At 64.7% G+C, this 25,518-nt stretch carries 24 protein-coding genes; 14 read left to right on the forward strand and 10 right to left on the reverse strand.

Features of this window, described 5'->3' with window-relative positions:
• Positions 1 to 104: 104 nt before the first annotated feature.
• Positions 105 to 1,004 (reverse strand): lipid A hydroxylase LpxO, encoded by a 900-nt coding sequence (gene lpxO / locus DXK93_RS01400; RefSeq protein WP_054451172.1) that lies wholly within the window; start codon positions 1,002 to 1,004, stop codon positions 105 to 107.
• Between the two features lie 140 nt (positions 1,005 to 1,144).
• On the opposite strand from lpxO, the gene dnaE reads away from it, so the two are divergent.
• Genes dnaE through DXK93_RS01435 form a run of 7 tightly spaced genes read left to right on the forward strand, consistent with a single transcriptional unit; the run spans position 1,145 to position 10,309 of the window.
• Entirely contained in the window at positions 1,145 to 4,639 is a 3,495-nt protein-coding gene (dnaE, locus tag DXK93_RS01405) for a DNA polymerase III subunit alpha (protein WP_054451173.1), read from the forward strand.
• Positions 4,636 to 5,736: a glycosyltransferase family 4 protein gene (locus DXK93_RS01410; RefSeq protein ID WP_054451174.1), complete on the forward strand. Its 1,101-nt coding sequence runs from the start codon at positions 4,636 to 4,638 to the stop codon at positions 5,734 to 5,736. The genes dnaE and DXK93_RS01410 overlap by 4 nt, the downstream gene beginning before the upstream one ends.
• Entirely contained in the window at positions 5,733 to 6,581 is an 849-nt protein-coding gene (locus DXK93_RS01415; protein ID WP_119449140.1) for a polysaccharide deacetylase family protein, read from the forward strand. Before DXK93_RS01410 ends, DXK93_RS01415 begins: the two co-directional genes overlap by 4 nt.
• Positions 6,578 to 7,330: a glycosyltransferase family 2 protein gene (locus tag DXK93_RS01420; RefSeq protein WP_054451176.1), complete on the forward strand. Its 753-nt coding sequence runs from the start codon at positions 6,578 to 6,580 to the stop codon at positions 7,328 to 7,330. Before DXK93_RS01415 ends, DXK93_RS01420 begins: the two co-directional genes overlap by 4 nt.
• The gene (locus DXK93_RS01425) at positions 7,327 to 8,436 is read left to right on the forward strand and encodes a glycosyltransferase family 4 protein (protein WP_119449141.1); all 1,110 of its coding nucleotides are present in this window, start codon (positions 7,327 to 7,329) and stop codon (positions 8,434 to 8,436) included. Before DXK93_RS01420 ends, DXK93_RS01425 begins: the two co-directional genes overlap by 4 nt.
• 24 nt (positions 8,437 to 8,460) lie before the next feature.
• A complete protein-coding gene (locus DXK93_RS01430; RefSeq protein ID WP_119449142.1) occupies positions 8,461 to 9,186 on the forward strand; it encodes a polysaccharide deacetylase family protein in 726 nt (241 codons plus the stop codon).
• Entirely contained in the window at positions 9,161 to 10,309 is a 1,149-nt protein-coding gene (locus DXK93_RS01435; RefSeq protein ID WP_054451179.1) for a glycosyltransferase family 4 protein, read from the forward strand. The genes DXK93_RS01430 and DXK93_RS01435 overlap by 26 nt, the downstream gene beginning before the upstream one ends.
• Before the next feature lie 30 nt (positions 10,310 to 10,339).
• On the opposite strand, the gene DXK93_RS01440 is transcribed toward DXK93_RS01435, so the two are convergent.
• The 3 genes from DXK93_RS01440 to DXK93_RS01450 are packed head-to-tail and all read right to left on the reverse strand — an operon-like array spanning position 10,340 to position 12,374.
• Positions 10,340 to 10,630 (reverse strand): YkgJ family cysteine cluster protein, encoded by a 291-nt coding sequence (locus tag DXK93_RS01440; RefSeq protein WP_119449143.1) that lies wholly within the window; start codon positions 10,628 to 10,630, stop codon positions 10,340 to 10,342.
• A complete protein-coding gene (locus DXK93_RS01445) occupies positions 10,621 to 11,385 on the reverse strand; it encodes a YdcF family protein (protein WP_054451181.1) in 765 nt (254 codons plus the stop codon). The genes DXK93_RS01440 and DXK93_RS01445 overlap by 10 nt, the downstream gene beginning before the upstream one ends.
• Before the next feature lie 20 nt (positions 11,386 to 11,405).
• A complete protein-coding gene (locus tag DXK93_RS01450) occupies positions 11,406 to 12,374 on the reverse strand; it encodes a glycosyltransferase family 9 protein (protein ID WP_119449144.1) in 969 nt (322 codons plus the stop codon).
• A gap of 107 nt (positions 12,375 to 12,481) precedes the next feature.
• On the opposite strand from DXK93_RS01450, the gene msbA reads away from it, so the two are divergent.
• From msbA to DXK93_RS01470, 3 genes are all read left to right on the forward strand, one after another.
• Complete coding sequence (gene msbA / locus DXK93_RS01455) at positions 12,482 to 14,257, forward strand: lipid A export permease/ATP-binding protein MsbA (protein ID WP_054451341.1); 1,776 nt, start codon at positions 12,482 to 12,484, stop codon at positions 14,255 to 14,257.
• 173 nt (positions 14,258 to 14,430) lie between these two features.
• On the forward strand, positions 14,431 to 16,233 hold the full coding sequence (locus tag DXK93_RS01460) for a monovalent cation:proton antiporter-2 (CPA2) family protein (protein WP_119449145.1): 1,803 nt from the start codon (positions 14,431 to 14,433) through the stop codon (positions 16,231 to 16,233).
• A 507-nt stretch (positions 16,234 to 16,740) separates the two neighbouring features.
• The gene (locus DXK93_RS01470; RefSeq protein WP_199728264.1) at positions 16,741 to 18,213 is read left to right on the forward strand and encodes a sensor domain-containing diguanylate cyclase; all 1,473 of its coding nucleotides are present in this window, start codon (positions 16,741 to 16,743) and stop codon (positions 18,211 to 18,213) included.
• Between the two features lie 69 nt (positions 18,214 to 18,282).
• On the opposite strand, the gene DXK93_RS01475 is transcribed toward DXK93_RS01470, so the two are convergent.
• Both DXK93_RS01475 and DXK93_RS01480 read right to left on the reverse strand, forming a co-directional pair.
• On the reverse strand, positions 18,283 to 18,984 hold the full coding sequence (locus DXK93_RS01475) for a DUF3053 domain-containing protein (RefSeq protein ID WP_119449148.1): 702 nt from the start codon (positions 18,982 to 18,984) through the stop codon (positions 18,283 to 18,285).
• Positions 18,985 to 19,185: 201 nt separating this feature from the next.
• Positions 19,186 to 20,079, reverse strand: coding sequence for a LysR family transcriptional regulator (locus DXK93_RS01480; RefSeq protein WP_119449149.1), 894 nt, complete (start codon positions 20,077 to 20,079; stop codon positions 19,186 to 19,188).
• Between the two features lie 219 nt (positions 20,080 to 20,298).
• Between DXK93_RS01480 and DXK93_RS01485 the strand changes: the two genes are divergently transcribed.
• The 4 genes from DXK93_RS01485 to DXK93_RS01500 are packed head-to-tail and all read left to right on the forward strand — an operon-like array spanning position 20,299 to position 24,047.
• Positions 20,299 to 20,838 carry a TRAP transporter small permease gene (locus tag DXK93_RS01485; RefSeq protein ID WP_225589142.1) on the forward strand — a complete coding sequence of 180 codons (540 nt, stop codon included), beginning with the start codon at positions 20,299 to 20,301 and terminating at the stop codon, positions 20,836 to 20,838.
• Positions 20,835 to 22,106 carry a TRAP transporter large permease gene (locus tag DXK93_RS01490; protein WP_082400714.1) on the forward strand — a complete coding sequence of 424 codons (1,272 nt, stop codon included), beginning with the start codon at positions 20,835 to 20,837 and terminating at the stop codon, positions 22,104 to 22,106. Before DXK93_RS01485 ends, DXK93_RS01490 begins: the two co-directional genes overlap by 4 nt.
• A gap of 56 nt (positions 22,107 to 22,162) precedes the next feature.
• The gene (locus DXK93_RS01495; RefSeq protein ID WP_119449150.1) at positions 22,163 to 23,155 is read left to right on the forward strand and encodes a TRAP transporter substrate-binding protein; all 993 of its coding nucleotides are present in this window, start codon (positions 22,163 to 22,165) and stop codon (positions 23,153 to 23,155) included.
• 58 nt (positions 23,156 to 23,213) lie between these two features.
• A complete protein-coding gene (locus DXK93_RS01500) occupies positions 23,214 to 24,047 on the forward strand; it encodes an NAD(P)-dependent oxidoreductase (protein WP_054451190.1) in 834 nt (277 codons plus the stop codon).
• 107 nt (positions 24,048 to 24,154) lie between these two features.
• Here DXK93_RS01500 and DXK93_RS01505 read toward each other — a convergent pair whose 3' ends face one another.
• Genes DXK93_RS01505 through DXK93_RS01520 form a run of 4 tightly spaced genes read right to left on the reverse strand, consistent with a single transcriptional unit; the run spans position 24,155 to position 25,514 of the window.
• Positions 24,155 to 24,409: a helix-turn-helix domain-containing protein gene (locus DXK93_RS01505; protein WP_119449151.1), complete on the reverse strand. Its 255-nt coding sequence runs from the start codon at positions 24,407 to 24,409 to the stop codon at positions 24,155 to 24,157.
• Positions 24,409 to 24,705, reverse strand: coding sequence for an ASCH domain-containing protein (locus DXK93_RS01510; protein WP_119449152.1), 297 nt, complete (start codon positions 24,703 to 24,705; stop codon positions 24,409 to 24,411). The genes DXK93_RS01505 and DXK93_RS01510 overlap by 1 nt, the downstream gene beginning before the upstream one ends.
• Positions 24,706 to 24,753: 48 nt before the next feature.
• Positions 24,754 to 25,287: a hypothetical protein gene (locus DXK93_RS32235; protein ID WP_233564483.1), complete on the reverse strand. Its 534-nt coding sequence runs from the start codon at positions 25,285 to 25,287 to the stop codon at positions 24,754 to 24,756.
• Positions 25,284 to 25,514 (reverse strand): hypothetical protein, encoded by a 231-nt coding sequence (locus DXK93_RS01520; RefSeq protein ID WP_119449153.1) that lies wholly within the window; start codon positions 25,512 to 25,514, stop codon positions 25,284 to 25,286. Before DXK93_RS01520 ends, DXK93_RS32235 begins: the two co-directional genes overlap by 4 nt.
• Positions 25,515 to 25,518: the final 4 nt, after the last annotated feature.

The following is a 25,518-nucleotide window of genomic DNA, read 5'->3' on the forward strand; positions in this document are numbered from 1 at the left end:
AGATGTGTATAAGAGACAGGGCATACGCGGTGTCTTGCGTTGTGGCGGTGGGCGCTTGCGCGATCTGGCTGACGGGGGGCGCCCGGATGTCCGGGCGCCTTTTCTTACAGGGCCAGGAAGCCCACGACCACCAGGGCGATCAGGCCGTACTTGGTGGCCTTGTAGACATTGCGGTTCCAGGCCTTGAAGGCCTTGCGCTTCTGGTCGATGACCCAGTGGGCGTGGGTCAGCTTGTTGATGGCGCCGGTCTGGTCGCCGCCGTCGTTGGGCGAGCTGGCGGCGGACATGACGACGCGGCCGAACCAGCGGTTGAAGGCTTCGGCCCAGCGCCACTTCAGCGGGCGTTCGACGTCGCAGAACAGGATGATGCGGTTCTGGTCGGTGTGGTTGTAGGCTTCGTGCACGTAGGTTTCGTCAAAAACCACGCTTTCGCCGTCGCGCCAGCTGTAGTGTTCGCCGTCGACGATGATGTGGCAGCCGTCGTCGTTCGGGGTGACCAGGCCCAGGTGGTAGCGCAGGGACCCGGCGAACGGGTCGCGGTGCGGGTTCAACTGGCCGCCCGGCGGCAGTTCGGCGAACATCGCGGCCTTGACCTTGGGCAGGGTCTTCAGGATGGCGACGGTCTTGGGGCAGAGTTCTTCGGCGGACGGGTGGCGCGCGTCGTACCACTTCAGGTAGAAACGCTTCCAGCCGTACTTGAAGAAAGAATTGAAGCCGATGTCGTTATGAGTGTCGGCGGCCTTGATGCGGCGCAGCTCGGCCATCTGTTGGGCTTCTTCGCGGATCGTTTCCCAGTTGTCGTCCAGCACCTTGAGTTCGGCGATTTCGCTGGTCGTCAGGTAGGGCGTGGTGGGAACCCGCGAGGTCAGCACCATGAAGGCGTTGACGGGGGCTAGCAGTACGGAATGGTCCAGCAATTGGCGGCCCAGCGGCAGCTTGACGCGGCCGCGGAAGTGCGCAAACAGGATGGCGCTCAGCCAGATCCCGGGAATTAGCCATTTCATAGGTGAATCTCGTGCGTAAATCTCATGTCAACAATGGAAGATGACGTGCAACGTGTATTGTTACACAGGCGCTTGCGTAGTCCTTTGCGCGAGCGCACAGGCCTCGGCTTGGACCGCATTGACTAGGTACAATTCCCTTTATGTCCGAAGAAGCCGTAACGACCCCGTCCCCATTTGTTCACCTGCGCGTACACTCCGAATTTTCGGTCGTGGACGGCATCGTGCGCATCCCCGACCTCATCAAGCGCGTGGCCAAGCTGGGCCAGCCCGCCGTCGCCTTGACGGATCTGTCGAACCTGTTCGGCCTGATCAAGTTCTACAAGGGCGCGCGCGGCGCCGGCATCAAGCCGATTGCCGGCTGCGATGTCTGGCTGTCCAACGACGACGACCCCGCCAAGCCTTTCCGCTTGCTGCTGCTGGTGCGCAACCACCAGGGCTACCTCAATCTTTGCGAACTGCTGACCAAAGCCTTCCTGACGAACCAGGGCAAGGGCCGCGCCGAAATCCGCCGCGAATGGCTGCAGGGGCAGGAGGGCCTGATTGCCCTGTCGGGCGGGCGCGGCGGCGACGTGGGCCAGGCGCTGGACGCGGGCAATGCCGTGTCGGCGCTGGCGCTGGCGCGCCAGTGGGCGCACCTGTTCCCGGGCAGCTACTACATCGAGTTGCAGCGCGCCGGCATGGACGGCGACGAAGCCTACACCCAGGCCGCCATGCGCCTGGCGAGCGAGGCCGGCCTGCCGGTGGTGGCGACGCATCCGGTGCAATTCCTGGACGAATTCGAATTCCAGGCGCATGAGGCCCGCGTCTGCATCGCCGAAGGCGAAATCCTGGCCAACCCGCGCCGCGTGCGCCGGTTCAGCAAGGAGCAATACCTGCTCAGCTCCGAGGAAATGGCGCGGCGCTTCGCCGACGTGCCCTCGGCGCTGGCCAACACGGTGGAAATCGCCAAACGCTGCAACCTCAGCCTGGTGCTGGGCAAGCCGCGCCTGCCCAATTTCCCCACGCCGGACGGCGTGAGCCTGGACGACTACCTGGTCCAGCTGTCGGAAGAGGGCCTGGAAAAGCGCATGGCGTTCCTGTTCCCGGACGAGGCCGAACGCCAGTCCAAGCGCGAGCAGTACTACGAACGCCTGCGCTGGGAATGCAAGACCATCATCCAGATGGGCTTCCCCGGCTACTTCCTGATCGTGCAAGACTTCATCAACTGGGGTAAGAACAACGGCGTGCCGGTGGGTCCGGGCCGGGGTTCAGGCGCGGGCTCGCTGGTGGCCTATGCCCTGGGCATTACCGACCTGGATCCGATCCGCTACGACTTGCTGTTCGAGCGCTTCCTGAATCCCGAGCGGGTCTCCATGCCCGACTTCGATATCGACTTCTGCCAGGACAACCGCGAACGGGTCATCGACTACGTCAAGGAAAAGTACGGCCGAGCCGCCGTGAGCCAGATCGCGACCTTCGGCACGCTGGGCGCCAAGGCCGTGGTGCGCGACGCCGGCCGGGTGCTGGACATGCCGTACATGTTCTGCGACGGCCTGTCCAAGCTGATCCCGTTCAATCCGATGGATCCCTGGTCGCTCGAACGCACCCTGAAGGACGAGCCCGCCTTCAAGGACCGCTACGAGCAGGAAGAGGAAGTGCGCGCGCTGGTGGACCTGGCGCAGCCGCTGGAAGGCCTGACCCGCAACATCGGCATGCACGCCGGCGGCGTGCTCATCGCGCCGGGCAAGCTCACTGACTTCTGCCCGCTGTATTGCCAGCCCGGCCAGGAAAACAGCGCGGTTTCGCAGTTCGACAAGGACGACGTCGAGGCCGCCGGCCTGGTGAAGTTCGACTTCCTGGGCCTGCGCAACCTGACCATCCTGGATTGGGCCGTGCGCTACGTGCGCCAGTTCAACGAGGACAAGCGCGACTTCGACGTCATGGCCCTGGCGCTGGACGATCCGGCCGCCTACAAGATCCTGTGCGACGCCAACACGACCGCCGTGTTCCAGCTGGAATCGCGCGGCATGAAGGAACTGCTGAAGAAGCTGCGGCCCAACACCTTCGAAGACATCATCGCCATGCTGGCCCTGTATCGACCGGGGCCGCTGGAATCGGGCATGGTGGACGACTTCGTCAACCGCAAGCACGGCCGCGCTGCAGTGGATTATTTCCACGACGACCTGGAGAACACCCTCAAGAGCACCTACGGGGTCATCGTCTACCAGGAACAGGTGATGCTGATCTCGCAGATCATCGGGGGCTACTCGCTGGGCGGCGCCGACCTGCTGCGGCGCGCCATGGGCAAGAAAAAGCCCGAGGAAATGGCCAAGCATCGCGAATTGTTCGAGCAGGGCGCCAAGGAAAAGGGCCACGATCCGGACCTGGCGGTCAAGCTGTTCGACCTGATGGAGAAGTTCGCGGGCTACGGCTTCAACAAGTCGCACTCGGCTGCGTACGCGCTGATCTCGTATCAGACGGCCTGGCTCAAGGCCTACCATCCGACCGAGTTCCTGGCCGCGACCATGTCCTCGGACATGGACGACACCGACAAGGTCCAGATCTTCTGCCGCGACGCCCAGGACAACGGCGTCGAAGTGCTGCCGCCTGACGTCAATTTCTCGGGCTACCGCTTCGAGCCGGTCGCCGACAAGCACACTGAAAAAGGCAGGCCGCCGCGCACCATGCGCTATGGCCTGGGCGCCGTCAAAGGCACGGGGCAGGGCGCGGTCGAGGAAATCCTGCGCGCGCGCAAGGAAGCCGGCCCGTTCCAGAACCTGTTCGACTTCTGCCGCCGCGTCAATAAGCACGCCGTCAACCGGCGCACCATCGAAGCCCTGATCAAGGCCGGCGCCTTCGACACCATCGAGCCCAACCGGGCCGCGATGCTGGCTTCGGTGCCCACAGCCATGGAAGCCGCCGAGCAGGCGGCCCGCAGCGCCAACCAGGCCTCGCTCTTCGGCGACGACAGCGGCGACGTAGTGGCGGGCGAACTGGCCAAGGTCGCACCTTGGGACCTGCACAAGAAGCTGACGGAAGAAAAGTCCGCGCTGGGCTATTACTACAGCGGCCACCTGTTCGACGCTTGGCGCGACGAAGTGCGCCGCATCGTGCCCATGCAGCTGGTGCGGGTCGAGCCGCAGCGCGACCTGCAATGGATGTGCGGCGTGCTGGCCAGCGTGCGCGTCATGATGACCCGCCGCGGCAAGATGGTTTTCGCGGTGCTGGACGACGGCACCGCGCAGGTGGAAATCTCGGTCTTCAACGAGCTCTACGAAAAGCACCGCAACCGCCTGCGCGAGGACCAGCTCGTCATCGTCCAGGGCAAGGTCAGCAATGACGACTACTCCGGCGGCATGCGCATCGTCGCGGAACAGCTCTACGACCTGCAGCTGGCGCGCGAAGCCCGGGCCAAGTCCCTGCGCGTCAAGCTCAATGGCAGCGCCGACGCGGCGCGCCTGAGGCAGATGCTGAATCCGTTCCGGGCCGAACCCGAAAACGGCATTCCCGGCGTGCCGGTCGATATCGTCTATACCAAGAATAATTTCCTGTGCACGGTCCGCCTGGGCGAGGAGTGGCGCGTCCGCATGGCCGACACGCTGCTCGCCAACCTGAATGAATGGACCAAGCCGGATGGCGTGGAGGTCACCTATTGATGCCGATGCGTATCGTTCACTCGGAAGCCGCAACCAGCTTTGGCGGCCAGGAAGGCCGGATTTTCAAGGAGATGACCGCCATGCGCGCGCGCGGCCATCACATGGAAGCCATCTGCCAACCCAAGGCGCTCTTGGCTGAACGCCTGTCGGATGCCGGTTTTCCCGTGCACACCCTGGAAATGGATGGCGCGGTGAATTACCTGAAGGGCATCGCCACCATCCGTGGCATCCTGCGCGAAGGGCGCTTCGACGTGCTCAATACCCACAGCCGGCGCGACACGGTCATCGCGGCCGCCGCCGGCCGTCTGGCGGGGACGCCGCTCATCGTGCGGACCCGGCACCTGTCCAACAAGGTAGGGTCGCTATGGTCCTACACCTGTCTGCCGCACAGGGTCACGACGGTCAGTGATCATGTGCGCCAACACCTCATCGACCGCGGCGTGCCTGCTGGCAAGGTAGCCACCGTCTATTCCCCCATCGTGCTGCCGCCGCCCGTGGAACGCTCCACGTTGCGCGAAGAACTCGGCCTGGCCGATGACGACATCGTGGTCGGCTGCGTGGCCGTCATGCGCGCCACCAAGGGCCACAAGGACCTGATCGACGCGATCGCGCCGCTGATGGCCAGCCGGCCCAAGCTGCACCTGGTGTTCGTCGGCGGCGGTTCGCCGGTGTTCGAGCAGACCCAGGCCTATGTGGCCGAACTGGGCCTGCAGGACCGCATCCATCTGATGGGCATGCGGCGCGACGTGCCCAACCTGCTGGCCGGCTTCGATCTCTTCGCGCTGGCCACGCAGCAGGAAGCGTCCGGCACCGTCTACGTCGAGGCGCAGGCCAGCGGCCTGCCCGTCATCGGCACGGACGTGGGCGGCGTGTCGGAAATGTTCCGCGACGGCGAAACCGGCATCCTGGTGCCGCCCAAGAACCCCGAGGCGCTCACCGCCGCCCTGGTGCGCCTGATTGACGACGCCGGTTTGCGGCGGAGCATGGGCGAGGCCGGCCGCAAGATGGTCTGGGACGAGGGCGTGTTCTCGCCCGCCCGCCTGGCGGAAACCACCGAAGCCGTCTATGCCAAATGGCTGGCGGAGCGCGCGGGATGAATGCACCCAACGTTCCGGTGCTGATGTATCACCACGTCACGCCGGCCGGCGGCATGATCGCCGCCACGCCCGATGTGTTCGAGGCGCAGATCTCGCGCCTGGCCCGCGCCGGCTACCAGTCCTTGTCGGCCGATCAGTTCGCGGCCTACCTCGCCGGCGGCGCCGCGCCCGAACGCTCGGTGCTGATCACCTTCGACGACGGCTACCTGAACAACTGGGTGCATGCGCACCCGGTGCTGGCGCGCCACGGCATGCGCGCGGTGCTGTTCACGATCACCGGCTGGATCGGCGACGGGCCGGTGCGCCCGCATGCGGGCCAGGGCGTCCCCTTGCCCGCCACGCCCGACCACGACGCTTGCAAGCAACTGGTGGCGGCAGGCCGGACCGACGAGGCCATGTTGCGCTGGAGCGAGATCGAGGCCATGCAGGCGGCAGGCACGTTCGAATTCCATTCCCACACGCATACCCATACCCGCTGGGACAAGGTCTGCGGCACGGACGTCGACGCCAAGCGCGCCCGCATCGCCCAGGAATTGCAGGATTCCCGCGAGACGCTGACAAGCCGCCTCGGCTCGGTCAGCGACCACCTCTGCTGGCCGCAAGGCTATTTCGACGCGGACTACGTGGCCGCGGCGCGGGCCGCCGGGTTCCGGCACTTGTACACTACCGACCCTTTCGGCCAGAACACCCCCGGCGCGGACCCCGAACACATCTATCGTTTCGCGGTGCGCAACCAGGGCGGCTCCTGGCTGAACCGGCGCATCTGGCTGTCGCGCGATCCCTTCTGGGGGCCGCGCTTTCATGCCTGGAAAGCCTGGAAAAAGCGTCTCAGGAATCGCGGATGAAGCTATCTGTCATCATCATCACCAAGAACGAGGCGGCCAACATCGCCGCCTGCCTCAAGTCCGTGGCGTTCGCCGATGAATTCATCGTGGTGGACTCGGGCAGCACCGACGGCACCGTCGAAGTCGCGCGCGCCCTGGGCGCGAGGGTGGAAGTCACCCCGGACTGGCCCGGCTTCGGGCCGCAGAAGAACCGCGCGCTGGATCTGGCCACGGGCGACTGGGTGCTGTCCATCGACGCCGACGAGCGCGTCACGCCGGAACTGGCCCAGGAAATCCAGGAAGCGCTGCGCGCGCCGCGCGCCGACGCCTACGAGATCGCGCGCCTGTCGAATTTCTGCGGCCGCGACATCCGTCACAGCGGCTGGTGGCCCGATTACGTGCTGCGCCTGTTCAAGCGCGGCACGGCGCGGTTCAACGACGTGGCCGTGCATGAACGGGTGGTGCCGGCCAACGGCAAGCCGCTGCAGATGCGCGGCTATTTCCACCACTATCCCTACGACAACCTGGATGCGCTGATCACCAAGGTCAACCGCTATTCGTCCGATGCCGCCGCCATGATGTACGCCAAGGGCCGGCGCACCTCGGTCTTCGGCGCGCTGGGCCATGGCTTCTGGACCTTTGTGCGGATCTACCTGATCCGGCGCGGCTTCCTGGACGGCAAGCACGGCCTGGTGCTGGCCGTCGTCGCCTCGGCCGGCAGCTTCTTCCGCTATTCGAAGCTGATGTTCCTGGCCGAGAAGAAGAAGTGAAGATCCTCTACACCAACTTCCACGGCGGCAACGGCGGCGGACACGTCACCTACATCATCAATCTGGCCAAGGCCCTGTCCAAGGACCACCAGATCACGATCGCGGCGCCGGCCACCAGCCGCCTGTACCGCTACGCCAAGGCGATTCCGGGCGTGATGGTGGAGGACATGCAATACACCACGCGGCCTTCGTCCTGGTTCAAGGACCGCGCGCAGTTGCGCCGGCTGATCAAGGCCGGCGGTTTCGACATCATCCACGCCAACGGTTCGGCCGACCACAAGCAGGTCATGCTGGCCACGCTGGGCATGCGCCGCCGCCCGCGCATCGTCTTCACCAAGCACAACGACCATCCGCTGGCGAGCCTCGGCCACAAGTTGCGGGTGGCGCTGGCCACCGACCATGCCATCGCGGTCAGCGACTACGTCCATGGCCTGATGCAGCAATCGCCGTATGGCAAGCGTCCCATCACCACCATCCGCCACGGCATCGACACCAATTTTTTCGCGCCGCCGCCGCCGGAAAGCCTGGACAAGCTGCGCGCCATCTTCTTCGGGCCCGACTGGCAGGGCAAGCTGCTGCTGGGCAGCGCGGGAGGCACCGACTACGACAAGGGCTGGCTGGACCTGGTGGCAGCGGTCGCCGCCTTGCCGCCGGAGGACCGCAAGCGCGTGCTGCTGATGGTGGCGGGCGATCCGCCCAACGAGGCCAAGCTTGCCCGGGTGCGCGAGTTGGGCATGATCGACCAGGTCCGTTTCCCCGGTCTGCTCGATGACGTACGGGCGGCGCTGGCGTCCTGCCATGCGGGTTTCGTGCTGTCCTACCGCGAAGCCCTGTCGTTCGCCTGCCGCGAGATCATGGGTTTGGGATTGCCCGCCCTGGTCAGCGACGCGGGCGGACTGCCCGAGAACGTCACCGATGGCGTCGACGGCTGGATCGTGCCCGCGCGCGACGTGCCCGCCATCACGGCCAAACTGCGTTTCATGCTGGACCATCCCGATGCCGTGCGCGCCATGGGCGCCCAGGCACGGGAAACCAGCCTGCGGGACTTCAATCTGGAACGTTTCGCCGCCGCCACACTGGACGTATATCGACGCGCGCTGGGATAAGACCGGGCTTTATAATCTGTCCCTATGTCTATCCCCATACTCATGTACCACCAGATCGGCGAGCCCAATCCCAAGGGCACGCCGTTTCGCGGGCTGACGGTGCACCCCGACAGCTTTGCCCGGCAGATGCGCTGGATGCGCAGGCTGGGCTATCGCGGCCTGTCCATGCGCGACGTCATGCCCTATGTCCGTGGCGAACGCCAGGGCAAGGTATTCGGCATTACGTTCGACGACGGCTATCGCAACGTGCACCACAACGCCATGCCGGTGCTGAACGAACTGGGTTTTACCGCCACCAACTATTTCGTGGCGCACCAGTTCGACGGCGGCAATGTGTGGGATCTGGAAAAGGGTATTCCGTTTTCGGCGTTGATGACCGTGAACGAAATGCGGGAATGGGCGCAGGCCGGCCACGAAGTCGGCTCGCACACGCTGGACCATGTGCACCTGCCCCAGATGTCGCCCGACGAGGCCCGCCGCCAGATCGTCCAGTCCAAGGACGAGCTGGAACAGGCGCTGGGGGCGCCGGTCACCGCCTTCTGCTATCCCTATGGCGACCACGGTCCCGAACACCGCGCCATGGCGCGCGAAGCCGGCTACGACAACGCCACGCTGACCCAGCGCGGCCTGGCCGCGGCCTCGGATGATCCCTACGGGCTGCCGCGGGTCACTGTGTCGCGCTCCACCAACATCATCCGCTTCCTGCAGAAGTGCCTGACCCGGTATGAAGACTCCCGCCGGCGCGGTTGAACGGCGGCTGCGCATCGCGCTGCTGGTCGACCGCTTCGGCAATCGCTTTGGCGGCGCCGAAGCCTATGGCGTGGAACTGATGCGGGTGCTCGGACAGCGCCATGACGTATCCATCGTGGCGCGCGACTTCGACAGCGACCTGCCGTTTCCCTTCCTGCCCGTGCGTTTTCCTGGCTGGCTGCCCAGCTGGATGCGCGTGCTGTACTTCGCCTGGCGCGCCGACCGGCTGACCCGCGGCCGCTATGACATCGTGCATTCCCACATGAATGGCTGGGCCGGCGAAATCCAGGTCATGCACGTGACGCCGGTGCGCTATAACCGGCTGACCCGCGTCAAGCCGTTGCAGCGCCTGACCGCTTGGCTCTCCCCACGGCTGGCCACCTATCTGCTGCTGGAAAAGCTGCGCGTGCGCCAGGCGCCCGCAAGGCGCGTGGTGGCGGTGTCAGGACTGATCATGGACCAGCTGCACCGCAGCTACGGTCCGCAGCTGCCGGTGGACATCATCGCGCCCGGGGTCAAGCTGCCGACCGCGGCGCAAATGGAAGGCCGCGAGGCCACCCGAGCCAGCCTGGGCTGGGGCGCGGATACCATCGGCTGTCTGCTGGTCGCCCGCAATCCCTTGCGCAAGGGATTGCCGGCGCTATTGGACGCGCTGGCGCAACTGCCGCCGCAGTACCGGCTGCTGGTCGTGGGCGCGGACGAACCTACCCGCGAACGCGTGCGCGCGGCAGGCGCCATCGCCAGCCGCGTCACCCTGATCGATCCCACGCCCGACGTCGCCCGCTACTTCAGCGCCGCCGACATCTACGCGCATCCGACGCTGAACGACAGCTACGGCATGGCGCCGCTGGAAGCCATGTCGCACGGACTGCCGGTCGTGGTGAGTTCGCCCGCTTACTGCGGCTTCGCGCAGTACCTGTCGGCGGGCAAGGACGCGCTCATCCTGCAGGATCCGCGCGACGGCGCCCAACTGGCGCAGGCGCTGGAACGGCTGGGCTCCGAACCCGTGTTGCGGGCGGCACTGGCCGAACGCGGCCTTGAGATCGCGCGCGAGCAAAGCTGGGAAACGGTGGCGGCGCGCTACGAGGCGCTGTACCGCCAGGTGCTGCAAGAACGCAGCTGAGAGCTGGGTCGAGCTGGCGCGTGGCCCGGCTCAATGGCCGGGCGCCGTCGCCTGTTCGAGTTCACCCAGCCAGTGGATCGCGTGGTCGCGGTCGGCGCCGCACATCTCGGCCTGAGGCTGCAGCCCGCCGCAGAAATCCGGGCGCGACGGCTGGCCGAAAATCGCGCAGCGCATGTCAGGCAGCAGCTGGATACAGGGTACGCCAGCGGGTTTGCCCTGCGGCATGCCGGGTATAGGCCGGGTGATTGACGGCGCGATGCAACAGGCGCCGCAGCCGGGCCGGCACTCCAGCGCGGCGGGCGCCTGCGGATTCAGACCCATCCGCGCAGCCAATAGATGAACAGGCCGGCGTATTCCTTGAGGATGGAACGGCTGGCGTCATAGGCCCGCTGATTCGGGATCCACAGGGGCACGGAGCCGTCGGCGGGCTCCACGATCTGCGGTGGCGCGGGGGCGGCTATCGCCTCCACGCCCTGCTTGGAAAAGGCCGCCATCGCGCGCGGCATATGCAACGCGGAAGTCACCAGCAGCACCTTGCCGATGCCGCGCGCCTTGAGTTGATCCTCGGTCAAGGCCGCGTTCTCATACGTGGTGCGGCTGGAGTTTTCCAGGATGAGCGCCGTGTCCGGCACGCCCTGCTGCCGGATGGCGTGCGCCATGCCGCGGGCTTCGCTGACGTCGCCTTCCAGCGCGCCGCCCGACAGCAGCACCTTGGGAGCGCGTCCGGCCAGATAAAGCTGCGCCGCCGTGTCGATCCGGACCACGGCGGTTTCCTTGTCATACGGCAGGAACCAGTTGGCGCGCCCGTTGGCGGTGTTGCCGCCCAGCACCACGATGGCGTCGGCGGTCGGGGATTCGGCTGGCGGCAGATGCGGATAACGGTGTTCCAACGCGCCGCCGGCCCAGATCGACGTCGCGGGTAGAGACCAGGCCAGCGACCACAAAAGACCGGCGACGATGAGCGAACCGCCGGTCTTGCGGAACCGGAACAGACCCAACACCAGTCCGATGGCTACCAGGGTCAGGCTCAAGTTGTAAGGAATGATCAGATTTGTGAGATAGCTGGACAAGGGCATCTTGAAAAAAATCCTGATTACTACGTCTCGTCCAGCAGGAGGCGGGCTTGCTGTTCCACCTCCTCGCCGGACGGCCATGCATGCTCCGTGCCTACGCAGACGGCGCGTGGCGACCACGGGCCGGTGCGTCCCGGACGCGTGACGCCGAACAGCGTCAGTTCGCTGGCGTTGGCGGCTGCGGCGACGTGCGAGACACCAGAATCGTTACAAATCACCAGCGCCGCCCGCGCCGTCAACGCTGCGAATGCGCCCAGGGACAGGGGAGGCAGCAGCAGCGCCGTAGGGGCATTGCGCCGCGCCTCCTCGGTTTCGGCCGGAGGAGGGCACATTACCACGGTATGACCGCGGGCCTGCAAGGCCCGGGTTAGTGTATCGAATCCCGGCCACACCTTGATCTTGCCCTTGTGCAGGCCCGTGGCCGTCGGCGCGATCAGCACGAAACGTTGGCCTGCCAGCCCGGCGGCTTCCAGCGCCAGAGCGGCGGCGCTCTGGTGGGCGGACGTCAGTGGCAGGTCCAGGGTCGGACCGGGTTCGGCCGGGCCGCTGGGCAGGCCCCAGCGGGTCAGGGCTTCGCGGGTCAGGTGATGCCAGGACTGGACCGCATGCAGCGTGTCGCTGGGTTTGGCGAAGGGCCAGCGCAACAGGAAGCTGCGCCCGTCGTCGCGATAGCCGGCCGACGGCAGTCCGGCCAGCCGGAATACCAGCGCGCTGGACAGCGAGTCCGGTAGCAGCAATCCGCGGGCGCGGCGCCCCTGGGCGCCCAGGCTGCGCCGGTGGGCGCTGACCGCGGCCCGGTCCGGGCCGACCTTGCCGCGCATGGGGATGAAATCCTGCTTGGCCACGCCGTCCAGCAGGTCGCGGGCCCAGGGGCGGGCGCAGATCACCAGGGGCAGGCCGCTGGCGTGCAAGGCGCGCAGGCTGGGCAGGCTCATGCAAACATCGCCCACCCAATTGGGTAACCGGACGTACAAGCAGCTGATATCGGACATGGAAGGGCGCTGGGCGCGTTAAGGCTGAAGGGGACATGGCCCGGGCGGCGACTTGTCGCGCAGCCGGTACAATTCTGGCCACAATTGTATAAAAGCGAGTGATTCCTTTGAATTCTGCCGCACGCAACGCGCCCGCGAGTTCCCAACCTGTCAAAGCCGAACTCTGGAGTCGGATCTACAGCCGCGTGGGCTCCTACTGGAAGGGATTGTTGCTTGCCGTCCTGCTGATGGCCGGCGCGGCCGCCACGCAGCCCGTCCTGGCAGTCATCATGAAGCCCTTGCTGGACGGCGGCTTTTCGGGCGCCAAGCCATACTACGTCTGGGCGTTGCCGCTGGCGGTGGTCGGCCTGATCCTGCTGCGCGGCATCTGCAACTTCTTCAGCGATTACCTGCTGGCCTGGGTCGCCAACAACGTCCTGCTGGGCATGCGCAAGGATATGTTCGAGCGCCTTCTGGGCCTGCCCGACGCCGACTTCAAGCAGGGCGACACCGGCCGCCTGCTCAATCGCTTCACCATCGATGCCGGCAACGTCACCGGCTACGCCACCGACGTCATCACCGTGCTGGTGCGCGAAACCCTGGTCGTCGTCGCGCTGATCTGCGTGCTGCTGTACATGTCCTGGGTGCTGACGCTGATCATCCTGATCATGCTGCCGGTGTCGGTGCTGATCTCGCGCTTCTTCATCAAGCGCCTGCGCCGCATCAATCGCGAAACCGTCAACATGAACGCCGAACTGACCCGCGTGGTCGGCGAAGGCATCGACGGCCAGCGCGTCATCAAGCTGTTCGACGGCTATGAAGTCGAACGCGGCCGTTTCGATTTCGTCAGCCGCCGCCTGCGCCGCTTCGCCATGCGCACGGCCACGGCGGACGCCGCCCTGACGCCGCTGACCCAGGTCTGCATTTCCATCTCGGTGGGCGCGGTCATCGCCGTGGCGCTCAGCCAGGCCAACCACGGCGCCTTGACCGTGGGCAGCTTCGCGTCCTTCATGGCGGCGCTTGCCCAGATTTTCGACCCCATCAAGCGCCTGACCAACGTCGCCGCCCGCATGCAGAAGATGCTGGTGTCGGCCGAAAGCGTGTTCACGCTGATCGACCAGGTACCCGAAAACGATACCGGCACCAAGGAACTGGCCGAGCCCGTGCGCGGCAAGGTGGAATTCCGCAGCGTCTCGCACCGGTTCCCCGATGCCGACCGCGATACCGTCAATGGCATTTCCTTCACAGTGGAACCCGGCCAGACCGTGGCCCTGGTAGGACGCTCGGGCAGCGGCAAGACCACTCTGGTCAACATGCTGCCGCGATTCGTGCTGGCCGATAGCGGCTCCATCCTGGTGGACGACACGCCGATCGACGAGCTGACGCTGCGCAGCCTGCGCTCGCACCTGTCGCTGGTGAGTCAGGACGTGGTGCTGTTCGACGACACCATCGCAGCCAACGTCGGCTACGGCGCGCTGGGCAAGTCGAGCGAACAGAAGGTGCGCGATGCGCTGGCGGCCGCCAATCTGCTGGAGTTCGTCGAAGGCTTGCCGCAAGGGCTCAATACGCCGGTGGGCGAAAACGCCGCCCGCCTGTCCGGCGGCCAGCGCCAGCGCCTGGCGATCGCCCGCGCGCTGATCAAGAACGCGCCCATCCTGATCCTGGACGAAGCCACTTCCGCACTCGACAACGAATCCGAGCGTCAGGTCCAGGCCTCGCTGGAGCGCCTGATGAAGGGCCGGACCACGCTGGTCATCGCCCACCGCCTGTCCACCGTGCAGAACGCCGACCGCATCATCGTGCTGGATGCCGGCAAGATCGTCGAGCAAGGCCCGCACGCCGAGCTGCTGGCCGCCAACGGCCTGTACGCCTCGCTCTACAAGATGCAATTCCGCGACGATTGATCCGGTCAACCGCCTGTCCCGGGCGGTTGTTCGTTCCTGTCGCATTTCCGGATTGCCAAGCGCCCGGATTGCCGGAAAATGGAGCCGGGCCTGCCGGCAGGCCCGGCTCCCGCCCGCTGCGGGCGGAGCGGCGCCCCGAGGCGCTTTGGTCCGCCGTGCATCTGGAGCGTCCCATGTCCCTGCCTGCCGAAGGCAATCAGCTAGTCAATGTCGTCGTCCTGCTGGGGGCTGCGGTCGTCGCGGTTCCGCTGTTCAAGCGCCTGGGGTTGGGGTCCGTCCTGGGATACCTGGCCGCCGGCCTGGTGATCGGGCCCTTCGGCCTCGGCTTGTTCTCCGATCCCAAATCCATCCTGCACGTAGCCGAATTGGGCGTGGTGATGTTCCTGTTCATCATCGGCCTGGAAATGCAGCCCTCCCGGTTGTGGAAGCTGCGCGGCGAGATCTTCGGCCTGGGCGTCGCGCAGGTGCTGGCCTGCGGCGGGCTGCTGACGGCGGTGGGCCTGCTGGCGGGGCTGTCGGGCCCGGCGGCTTTCATGGCCGCGATGGGCTTCGTGCTGTCGTCCACGGCCATCGTCATGCAGATACTGGGCGAGCGCGGCGACACCGCCAGTGCGCAGGGCCAGCGCATCGTCTCGATCCTGCTGCTGGAAGACCTGGCCATCGTGCCGCTGCTGGCCCTGGCCACCCTGCTGGCGCCGGCCGACACTTCCAGCCGTGGCGATCCGTGGATTCAGTCGGCCATCGCGGTGGCCTGCATCCTCGCATTGCTGGCCGCCGGCCGCTGGCTGCTCAATCCGCTGTTCCGGTTATTGGCCGCCGCACATGCGCGCGAGGTCATGACGGCCGCCGCATTGCTGGTGGTGCTGGGCGCGGCGCTGCTGATGGAACTGGGCGGCCTGTCCATGGCGATGGGCGCTTTCCTCGCGGGCGTGCTGCTGTCCGAGTCCACCTTCCGCCATCAGTTGGAAGCCGAAGTCGAGCCGTTCCGCGGCATATTGCTGGGCCTGTTCTTCCTGGGCGTGGGCATGTCGCTGGACCTGTCGGCGGTGGCGCGCGAATGGCCGCTGATCCTGGCCGCGGTGGTGGTGTTCATGCTGGTGAAATCGGTGGGCGTGTACGTGGTGGCGCGAGTGCTGCGCGCGACCCACGCCGAGGCCATGACGCGCGCGGCCCTGTTGGCGCAGGGCGGTGAATTCGCCTTCGTGCTGTACGGGGCGGCCGCCGCCGCCGGCATCTTCGATGCCCACACCGGCGCCGTGCTGGCTGCGGTCGTCATCATTTCCATGGCGCTCACGCCCTTGTGCGTGCTGGCGTTGCGCTGGCTCCTGCCCAAGCCGCAGCCCTCAATGGAAGACGTGGATGTGGCCAAGGATCTGGAGGGCTGTGCGCTCATCGTGGGCTTTGGCCGTTTCGGCCAGATCGTGACCCAGGCGATGCTGGCCCGCGACCTGACGGTCTCCATCCTGGATACCGACACCGACGCGATCCGGGCAGCGGCCAAATGGGGCGTCAAGGTCTATTACGGCGACGGCACGCGCATCGACATGCTGCGCACCGCTGGCGCGGAAAATGCCTGCGCCATCCTGATCTGCATCGACGATCCGAAGGCGGTCAACCACATGGTCAAGCTGATCAAGGCCGAATTCCCGCTGGTGCGGGTGGTGGTGCGCGCCTATGACCGCATCCATTCGTTGGCGCTGGCCAAGGAAGGGGTCGACTATCAGGTGCGCGAAACCCTGGAGTCGGCGCTGGCCTTCGGCGAGGCCGCGCTGCGCGTGATCGGAGTGCCTCCTGATGAAGCCGCCGAGGTGGTGCAGGATGTGCGCCGGCGCGACACCGAGCGTTTTGACCTGGAGGTGGCGGGCGGCCTGTTCGCCGGCCGCTCGTTGCTTTACGGCAATATGACCAGCGCCCCGGACGGCCGCAACGACCAGCCCGACCGGGAAACCGAGAGGGCGGCCAGCCCGATCGCGTAACCGACTATTTCCACATCGTTGCATTACTTTTCGCATCATGTCATGCGCAGGCGCTGGCGGCTGAGGTAGATTTATCCGCACTGACTCTTCATCCACGACGAGCATTTGCCAGGGGGCTGCCATGCTGCAATCGGATCGGATTTCCACGACGCCGCACGCTGTTGGAGTAGAACTGGCCCGGCGGCAGGCCCGGACCCTGCGCTGCGGATTTTCGGCGGGCTCGATGCGCCAGTTGGTGTCGCATACGGGCGAAGCGGGCCCGGCATGGTCCATCGGCGCGCACCGCGAAGCCGGCAGGGCCAGAGGCGCCAAGGCCTTTCCCTTCCGCATTGCGGCGGTCGCGGCGACTTGAGGAAGCCGTCGCGCAGAAGGCGCCATGCGGGCGTTGCTCGGGTTTTTTTAGGGGCGGATCTTGCGCGGCATGTCCGGCGGCGGCATCATCTGCGGCGTAAATCTCTGCCGGAGTGATCCGCGTCCCCCGGACGTCCCCGGCGTAGGAGCGCCGTATTGAAGTCTCGCGGGTTTGTGCAACGCGCCCTGTATGCGTTGGGGGTGCTCGTCGCAATCGGCATCTGCGCGGCCGCGGTCGCGCTGCTCTGGATCGACCGCCGCGCCACCTGGGAGGCCGCCCACGCTTCGGCGCGCAACATTACCGGCGTGCTTTCCGCGGACATCAGCCGCACCCTGCATGTCTACGACCTGTCGCTACAGGGCATGGCCGAACGCCTGCGCGAACCGGGCCTGGCTCAGCTGGCTCCTGAAACCCAGCGCCGTTTCCTGTTCGACCGGCCATCCACCGCCGAATACCTGGGCGCCGTCGTGGTGCTGGATAAGAACGGCGATATCCGTTACCACTCCGGGGACCTGGACACGCCGGATGTGAGTTTCGCCGACCGGGATTTCTTCCAGGTGCACCGCGATGCCGATGACGTCGGCATGTATGTCAGCAAGCCCTATCGCAGCCGCCTGCGCGGTGGCGACGAGAGCATCGCCGTCAGCCAGCGCCTTTCCAATCCGGACGGCAGCTTCGCCGGCGTGGTGGGCGGTTCGCTGCGCCTGGCGTATTTCCGCGACCGCTTTGCCGAGCTGTCGATCGGCGAGCGCGACGAGATCAGCGTCTTCCGCAACGACGGTCTGGTGCTGCTGCGCGCCCCATATTCCCGGAGCGACCTGGGCAGCGACATCGGCATGGCGCTGGATTTCCAGCAGTTCCTGATCCGCCGCGAAGGCTCGTTCGTTGGGGAGCTGTCGCCGGACGGCGTGAACCGCTACTACACCTTCGCCAGCATCGAGGATACGCCGCTCATCATCGACGTGGCCATGGACGTGGATGAGCTGATGGAGCCCTGGGACCGCCGCGCGTTCTTCATCATCCCCGTGACCACGGCGCTGCTGCTGTCGGTCGTGGCGCTGATCGTGCTGTTCAGGCGCGAGATGACCCTGCGCAAGGCGGTCGAGACGCAGCTGGCTATACAGGCGCGCACGGATGGGCTCACTGGCCTGGCCAACCGGCGCGCGTTCGACGAAGCGCTGGAACGCGAATGGCAGAATGCGCGCCGAGAGCGCGTGCCGCTGTCGCTGCTGTTCCTGGATGCCGACCATTTCAAGCGCTACAACGACCGCTACGGCCATCAGCAGGGAGATCAACTGCTGGCGGCGCTGGCGCGAGTGCTCAAGAAAAAGGCCCGGCGTCCCCGCGATCTGGCGGCGCGCTATGGCGGCGAGGAATTCGTCGTGTTGCTGCCCAATACCAGCCGCCAACGCGCCGCGGAGATTGCGGAAGGCATCAGGCGGGCGGTTGCCGCCCTGAAGGTGCCGCATGCAGACGCCGCCGCCGGTATCGTCACCATCAGCGTCGGGGTCGCGACGGCGGTGCCGCAGGCCGACGACGCGGTCGCCAGCCTGGTAGAGGCGGCCGATGCGGCCGTCTACCAGGCCAAGGAGTCCGGCCGCAATCGCGTGGCAGTGGCCGGGACCTGAGCTTGCGCCGCATTAAAAAACCCCGCCGCGCTCATCGCGCGGCGGGGTTTTTTTTAAGCGCTGCGTGGCTTAGCGGCCGACCATGACGGCCTGCATGCGCGTTTGCGCCTGCTGCACGTTCTTGGCTTGCGCGTTCAGGTCCTGCAGCAGCTTGTTCAGCTCGGTCTGCACGGCGGGATCCTGGACCTTGACGATGGGTCCGGAAATATCGATCTGCGCGGCGTGCGCGGCGACGTAATCGGCGATCTTCAGGCTGCTGTCGAAGGTCGCGTTCAGCTGCGGCAGCACGTCGCGGAAGGTGTCGGCCGGCAGGCTCACGGTCTTCTCGTAGGCCTTGTCGTACACCGCCTTCAGGTCTTCCGGCTGCTTGAGCTGAGCGCGCGCGGCGTCAGCCTTGGCCTGCTGTTCCTTCAGCGCCACGCCCATTTCATTGAGCGAGGCTTGCACGGCCTTGAGGTCGTCGCGACGCGTCACGATATCGTTCAGCGAACGCATGGAGCCCTTCTGCATGATGCCCGACAAGGGCTTCACCGAAGCATCCATGCCCGCATTGAAGTCGGTGATCACCGCATATTGCGCGGCGTAGTCGCCGAAGGACTTCTTCTCTTCATCCGTCAACTGCGGGACGCGCACGCCGGGCTTGTCGACGATGCGGGTCTGCAGGAACTGCGTGAACGCTGCACGCTGTTCGGGTTCCTTGTTGCCGCAAGCGGCCAGCATCAACGGCAGCGCTGCGGCCAATACCAGGAACGGACGGAAAAGGGACTTCATCGCATCGAACTCCTAAAAGCGAAAGAAAGAAATTTTCAGGGTATACCCTGAAGGCGCCCGCAGCTTATCGGGTCGTCCTCGTTGCCGCCATCGCTTTCAGAATTGTTTGCAATCGAATCTTTAAGACACAAAATTCACACATAATGAAGTGAAGTTGCGTCCGCCACCTGTTACGCGTGCGCGCGCGTTTCCGTGTTTCCGCTATTCCTGGACGGCGATTTCCCGCAATGCCGCAGTCAGCAGTTCCGCGGACCTCGACAGCGAGCGGCCCGCGCGCCGCAGGATCCCGATGTGCCGATATAACGGCGGGCTGCTGATCGAAACGCAACGCAGGCGGTTGGTATCGCCTTCGCGGGCAGCCAATTCAGAAAGAATGGCGACGCCCAGTCCCTGTGCCGCCATCGCCAGCACGGTCGAGTTGTAGACGACCTCATAGGCCGCCGGCAGCGAGATTTTCAACTTGTCGGCCGCCGCCTCGATGTGCGTGCGGATGCTGCTCTCCCGCACCGGCAATATCAACGGATGCTCGGCCAGATCCTTGAGCGTCACGGTGTCCGGCGCAGCCCAGGGATAGTCATGCGCCATGTAGGCGCAAAAGCGGTCGGTCACCAGTTCCTCCCAGACCAGCTCCTGATCGCGCTTGATCGGACTGCCGATCCCAAAATCGACCTCGCCGCTGCGGGTCATGTCGTTGACGCGCGAGGCCACGGTGTCCCGCACGCAGACGGTGATCCGCGGGTAGTCGCGGTTCAGCCTGTGGATCGCTTGCGGCAACAGGCCGGCGGCTAGGGAGGGCAGCACGGCAACGGTCACCGTGCCGCGCTCACGATCGCTGGTGTCGCGGGCCTGGGTCACCAGGTCTTCGATTTCAGCCACCAGTTTCTCGATGCGCGGATAGAGCTCCTGGCCCCGTGGCGTCAGGCTGACGCTGCGGTGGTTGCGGTCGAACAGCCGCGTACGCAGATGGGACTCGAGCTGCTGGATCTGTATGGTCAGCGCCGACTGGGAAATATTCAGTTCGTGAGCCGTCCTGGTGAAGTTGCCTAAACGCGCGATCGTGAGGAAAGCGCGTAACTGCTTGAGATCACTCAACATTATCGAAACTCCGGTTCAAGGCGCGAGGGCTCGGCGATCGTTTTTTTTGAAAAGAATGTTCCGTTATTTGAATTTTACGAATCGCATGCCGCTGAGTATATTTCCTATCGAACGCCTGGCTCAAAAAGGCGGCAAATAAATAAATGAGACAAAGAGGGAGGGCTCCGCATGGCCGGGTATTGTGCCTCACACCAGAGGCTTCAATCGCTGCAGCGAATAATGGATTCGATAAATGCTGCGGCTGAAAAGTGCGCCGGACTGTTTCTTATAGGAATGGTCCTGGCTATTTCAATTTCTGTATTTGTACGGCTGCTTTACACCTACACCGGCATTCCATTTTCCACGCCCTGGGCGGAAGAACTGGGCCGTTTCATGATGGTCGGCAGCGTCTTCATTGGCGGCGCGGTCGCGACTTACCGCCTGCGCCTGATCGGCGTCGACGCCTTCATCGGCATGGTGCCGGAGTCGGTCGCGCGCTGGCTGCGTGTTGTTGCCCATATCCTGACCTTGATGCTGGCCGTGCTGCTGGCCTGGAAGTCGATCAGATTGATCGAACTCGGCATGAGGCAGACCTCGCCCGCGATGGAAATGCCCATGGCGTACATCTATGTGTTCATGTTCATCGGTTGCGTGCTGATGAGCCTGAATACCTTCGCGCACGTCATCAAGGAATTGATGAGCGTTGAAGCATCGCAGCAGGGCGGCGAGACGGAAAGAGCCGCCGCCGCCATGCAAAATAGTGAAGGAGGGGCGCTGTGATCCCGGTCCTGTTTTTATCGTTTACGGCGATCCTGATAATCGGCGCGCCCATCGTCACCGCGCTGGGCATGTCCGCCGCGTTCGCCCTGCAGGCGGGCGACCGTTCGCTGCTGATCGTGGCGCAGATGGCGTTCCAGTCGCTCGATTCGTTCAGCCTGATGGCCGTGCCATTCTTCATCCTGGCCGGGCATCTGATGTCCTCGGGCGGCGTCGCTGCCAGGCTGGTGCAACTGGCCAATGCCTTCGTCGGCTGGATCCGCGGCGGGCTGGGCGCGGTCGCGGTGCTGACCTCGCTGCTGTTTGCGACGGTTTCCGGCTCCTCGTCCGCAACGACCGCCGCGATCGGCTCCGTGCTGATCCCGGAAATGGAAAAGAAGGGCTACCCCAGGTCGTTCGCGGCTTCCATTGCCGCATCCTCCGGCGAGCTGGGGGCGATCATCCCGCCCTCGATTCCCATGATCGTGTATGCCCTGACGGCGAACGTGTCGGTCGGCTCGCTGTTTCTCGCGGGCATCCTGCCGGGTCTGCTGATCACCGTGTCGCTGATCCTCACGGTCTGCCTGGTTGCCCGTTTCCAGGGCTTTGACGAAGTCACTGCGGTGAGCTTCACCGCATGGCTGAAGGGTGTGCTGGTCGCCCTGAAGGACGCGACGCTGGCGCTGATGATGCCGGTAATCATCCTGGGCGGGATCTACGGCGGCTTGTTTACCGCGACCGAGGCCTCCTGCATCGCCGTGCTGTACGGGCTTGCGCTCGGGCTGTTCGTCTACAAGGAAATTACGGTCAAGGATCTGCTCGGCATTTTCGCGCGCTCCGCGGTGATGTCCTCCATCATCCTGCTGATCGTGGCGTTCGCGGCCGTGTTCGCCTACCTGCTGACGATCAATCAGGTGCCGCAGCAGGTCGCTGCGATGCTCGGCTCGGTGACGACTAATCCGATCGTGTTCCTGTTGCTGGTGAACGTCATGCTGTTCCTGGTCGGCATGTTCATCGAGGCGCTGGCGGCGATCCTGATTATCGTGCCCATCCTGGCGCCCATCAGCGTGGCTTTCGGCATCGATCCCATCCACTTCGGCATGATCGTCATCACCAACCTGGCGGTCGGCATGGTGACGCCTCCGGTCGGTGTGAACCTGTTCGTGGTGTGTGAAGTCGCCCAATTGAAAATGCACCAGTTGGCGAAGTATCTGGTCATCTTCCTCGCCGTCCTGGTGCTCGACGTCCTGATTATTTCTTACGTGCCCGCCATTAGTACCTTTTTCTTATAAAAACTAGATCGGCTGCCCGAGGACAGTGTCTTCCGGGCGGCTGGAAAACCGAGGAGATGGAAGTGAAGCTATTCAAGAAGATGTTTGGCGCCGGCGTCCTGAGCGCCCTCATGTTTTCTGCGCCGTCGCACGCGTTGAACATGGACGTCGGGCATACGCTCACGACGGACAGCCCTTTTCACGTGGGAGCGCAGAAATTCGCCGAAGTGCTGAAGGCGAAATCGAACGGGAAGATCACGATTTCCGTGTTCCCGCATTCGCAGCTGGGCGGCGAACTGACCATGATCCAGGGCGCGGTAGCGGGTGCTACCGACCTGGTCATCACGGGCCAGCCGACACTGAATGGCATCGTCAAGGAATTCCTGGTCTTTGATTCGCCGTTCCTGTTCGACAGCGTCGAGCAGGCCAATCAGATCCTCAACGGGCCGGCCGGCGACAAATTCATGGAAGTCCTGCCCAAATACGGCCTGGTTGGCTTGGGCTGGTTTTCGGCGATCGAACGCAACGTCTTCGGCAACCGGCCCGTCAATTCGGCCGAAGACCTGAAAGGCATGAAGATCCGCGTCATCCAGTCGCCGGGTTACGTGGAAAGCTACAAGGCCCTGGGGGCGCAAGCCACTCCCATGGCGTACTCGGAGCTGTATCTGGCCCTGCAACAGAAAGTGCTCGATGGCGGCGAGACGACGCCGGACCAGTTCGTCTCGGATAAATTCATCGAAGTCTCCAAGTACTTCAACATGACGCACGTGAACATCCATCCGGCGCTGCTGCTCATGTCCAAGGACCGCTGGGACCGCTTCTCGCCCGCGGAACAGAAAATGATCAAGGAGTCGGCGGACGAGGCCATGGCCTACGCGCGCGACTATTACAAGAAGGTCTACGACGAGGGTATGAAAACGATGCAGGCAAGGGGTGTGTCCATTGTCTATCCCAGCAATCTCGATTCGCTGGTGCAGGCCACGCGGCCGGTCGTGAAAAAGCTCGTCGGCGAAGCCCCCAACGGGCAGGCGCTCTACGACGCCGTGATCGCCGCCAAGCAGAAGCAGTAACCGGCGCAAACGGCATCGGCCCCGGCGCTTTCATACTCAAGAGAAACTGGACAGATTGATGACACCCTTCAACCAACCCGAAAACCTGCGCGTGCTGATTACCGGAGCGGCCGGCAACATCGGCCTTTGCCTGCGTACTCACTTGCGCGGCCGCTATGCCCTGCTGCGCCTGGCGGACATTGCGCCGCAGGAACCGGCGCAAGCCGGCGAGGAAATCTGCACGATGGACGTCCGGGACATCGAGTCCCTGGAACGCTGCATGGAGGGTATTGATTGCGTCATCCATCTGGCCGGCATACCCGGCGCCGATGTCTGGGAAAAAATCCTGCCGATGAATATCGAGGGCTGCTACAACGTATTCGAGGCGGCCCGGCGCCAGAACGTGCGCCGGGTGGTGTTCGCCAGCTCGAATCACGCTATCGGCTATCACCGCCGGGAAAAATTCCTCGATGACACCGTGCAGCCTCGGCCCGACTCGCTGTATGGCGTCTCGAAGGTGTTCGGCGAGGGCCTGGGCCGGATGTATGCCGACAAGTACGGCATGTCTGTCGCCTGCCTGCGGATCGGGACGTTCCGTACGCCCGACCGCCCGAGCGAGGCCCGCCAGCTGTTGACCTGGATCAGCCACCGCGACATGGCGCAACTGGCAGCGCGCTGCGTCGAGCATGCGTCCTACCATTTCACGGTGGTCTACGGGGTGTCGAACAACCTGCGCAACCGCTGGGACAATTCCAACGCGAAATTCCTGGGCTACGCGCCGCAGGACGATTCCGAAGTGTTCGCCCCGGAAATCCTGGCTCAGAACATCCCCGAGGATCCCATCGCGGCCCAGTTCCACGGGGGCTTTTATTGCCCCCTGGAATTCGTCGGGACCACGGACAGGATTTCCTGAAATCAGACCAGGATGATGTCGTATTGTTCGGGGATAAAAGGCTATAGCCTTTATTCATGCGGGTTGGCGGGGCGTTCTTATTATTGGTTCTGCCCCTGGCTACCCATTTAGCTACCCATCTGAGGGGTGCTGGCCTCGTCGTCATCGTCTGACGGCACCATGCGCGCCAGCATAGCATTCAGCGATGCCGCAGTGATGCCGACCGAGCGGGTCTTGCCGATATTCCCCTTGACCAGCTCGCCACGATCGCACATGCGATAGATCGTAGCGACGGACACGCCCAGGGCCTGGGTAGCTTCGTGCACGCGGTAAATCAGCTTCGGCGCCGCGGCCGGTGCTTGGTGTTGGGCTGCGTGTGCCATTACTGCTCCTTGTTGTCGGTGCGCACGCCGATGGCGTAGACCGTGACCGGGTCCGGGCCGAAGTGCGGGTGCGTGATGGTCTTGATGGTGTAGCCCTGCCAGGGCAGCACCAGGCGGCGGTCGTGATCATCTCGGCGCGGGTAGCCGCGGGTCAGGACGATCCGGTCGTACAGGCCGAACGGGCTGGCGAGCAGCTTCATCCAGTACGGAGTGCACAGCCGGTATTCCTCGGTCTTCGTGCCGGCCTTGATGGCGTCGAAGTACTCGCCCTTGAGGGCCAGGTGCAGGTCATCCATTTGTGCCTCCGTCCTTGTGGTCGGGCGGGCGACGGGGGGTGTGGTCGGTCATGCCGCCTCCTTGTGGCGCGCCCATGCGCAGATTGGCCCCCAGCCCTCGGTGTCATGGATCGACAGCACAAACCAGCCAGTCCCCTCGGGTCGAGGTGGCTCCCAATCGCTGACGTTCGGATCCCCGTCGCCACTCCAATATCGAGCGTATGCGGGATGGTCGATCGCTTCGTCCTCCAAGTAGGCGATATGCGTCTCAAGTCCCGCGCCTTCGAGCCACGCGGTGGCTTTTGCCGACTCGCCTTCATCGAGTTCGGGCAAGCTTGGATGACTCCAGTATCCGTCATCGTCGCGCTGCACTGGCGCGGCATTGATAACGACCCGTTGGGCAGTGGCCGTGGGCGGGTGGCTGGCCGATACTTGCTGTTGCCAAGCTCGCCATGCAAGCGCGCTTGTGCCGATCATGGCTACGGCAGAGATAGAAGCGTGCACCGCATTTCTGGTGGTGACGGCGACCACCGCGTTGGCGATCCAAACAACGATGGAAAGCAGCAATGTCCAGTTCGAAACAATGAAGCGGCCTCGGGTCATGACTGAGCTCCTTTCCGCTGTCGCCCGCTCGGCATTCGGTCCAAGCGCTCGACCTCGGCGCGATTGAGTGCATCAGCGACGGCGGCGAGGTCGTCGACCCATGCGGGATACACGGGCTCGCCGCCGGCACTGATTTCCGCGTGATACTGCGTGAGTGCCTCAGCGGCGAGGGTATTGAGTCGCTGCATCGGCCCGACGTGGTCGGGCTGTTGAGTGGCGGTGTGCATCAAT

Source organism: Achromobacter sp. K91 (assembly GCF_003576205.1).
GTDB lineage: Bacteria > Pseudomonadota > Gammaproteobacteria > Burkholderiales > Burkholderiaceae_B > Achromobacter > Achromobacter aegrifaciens.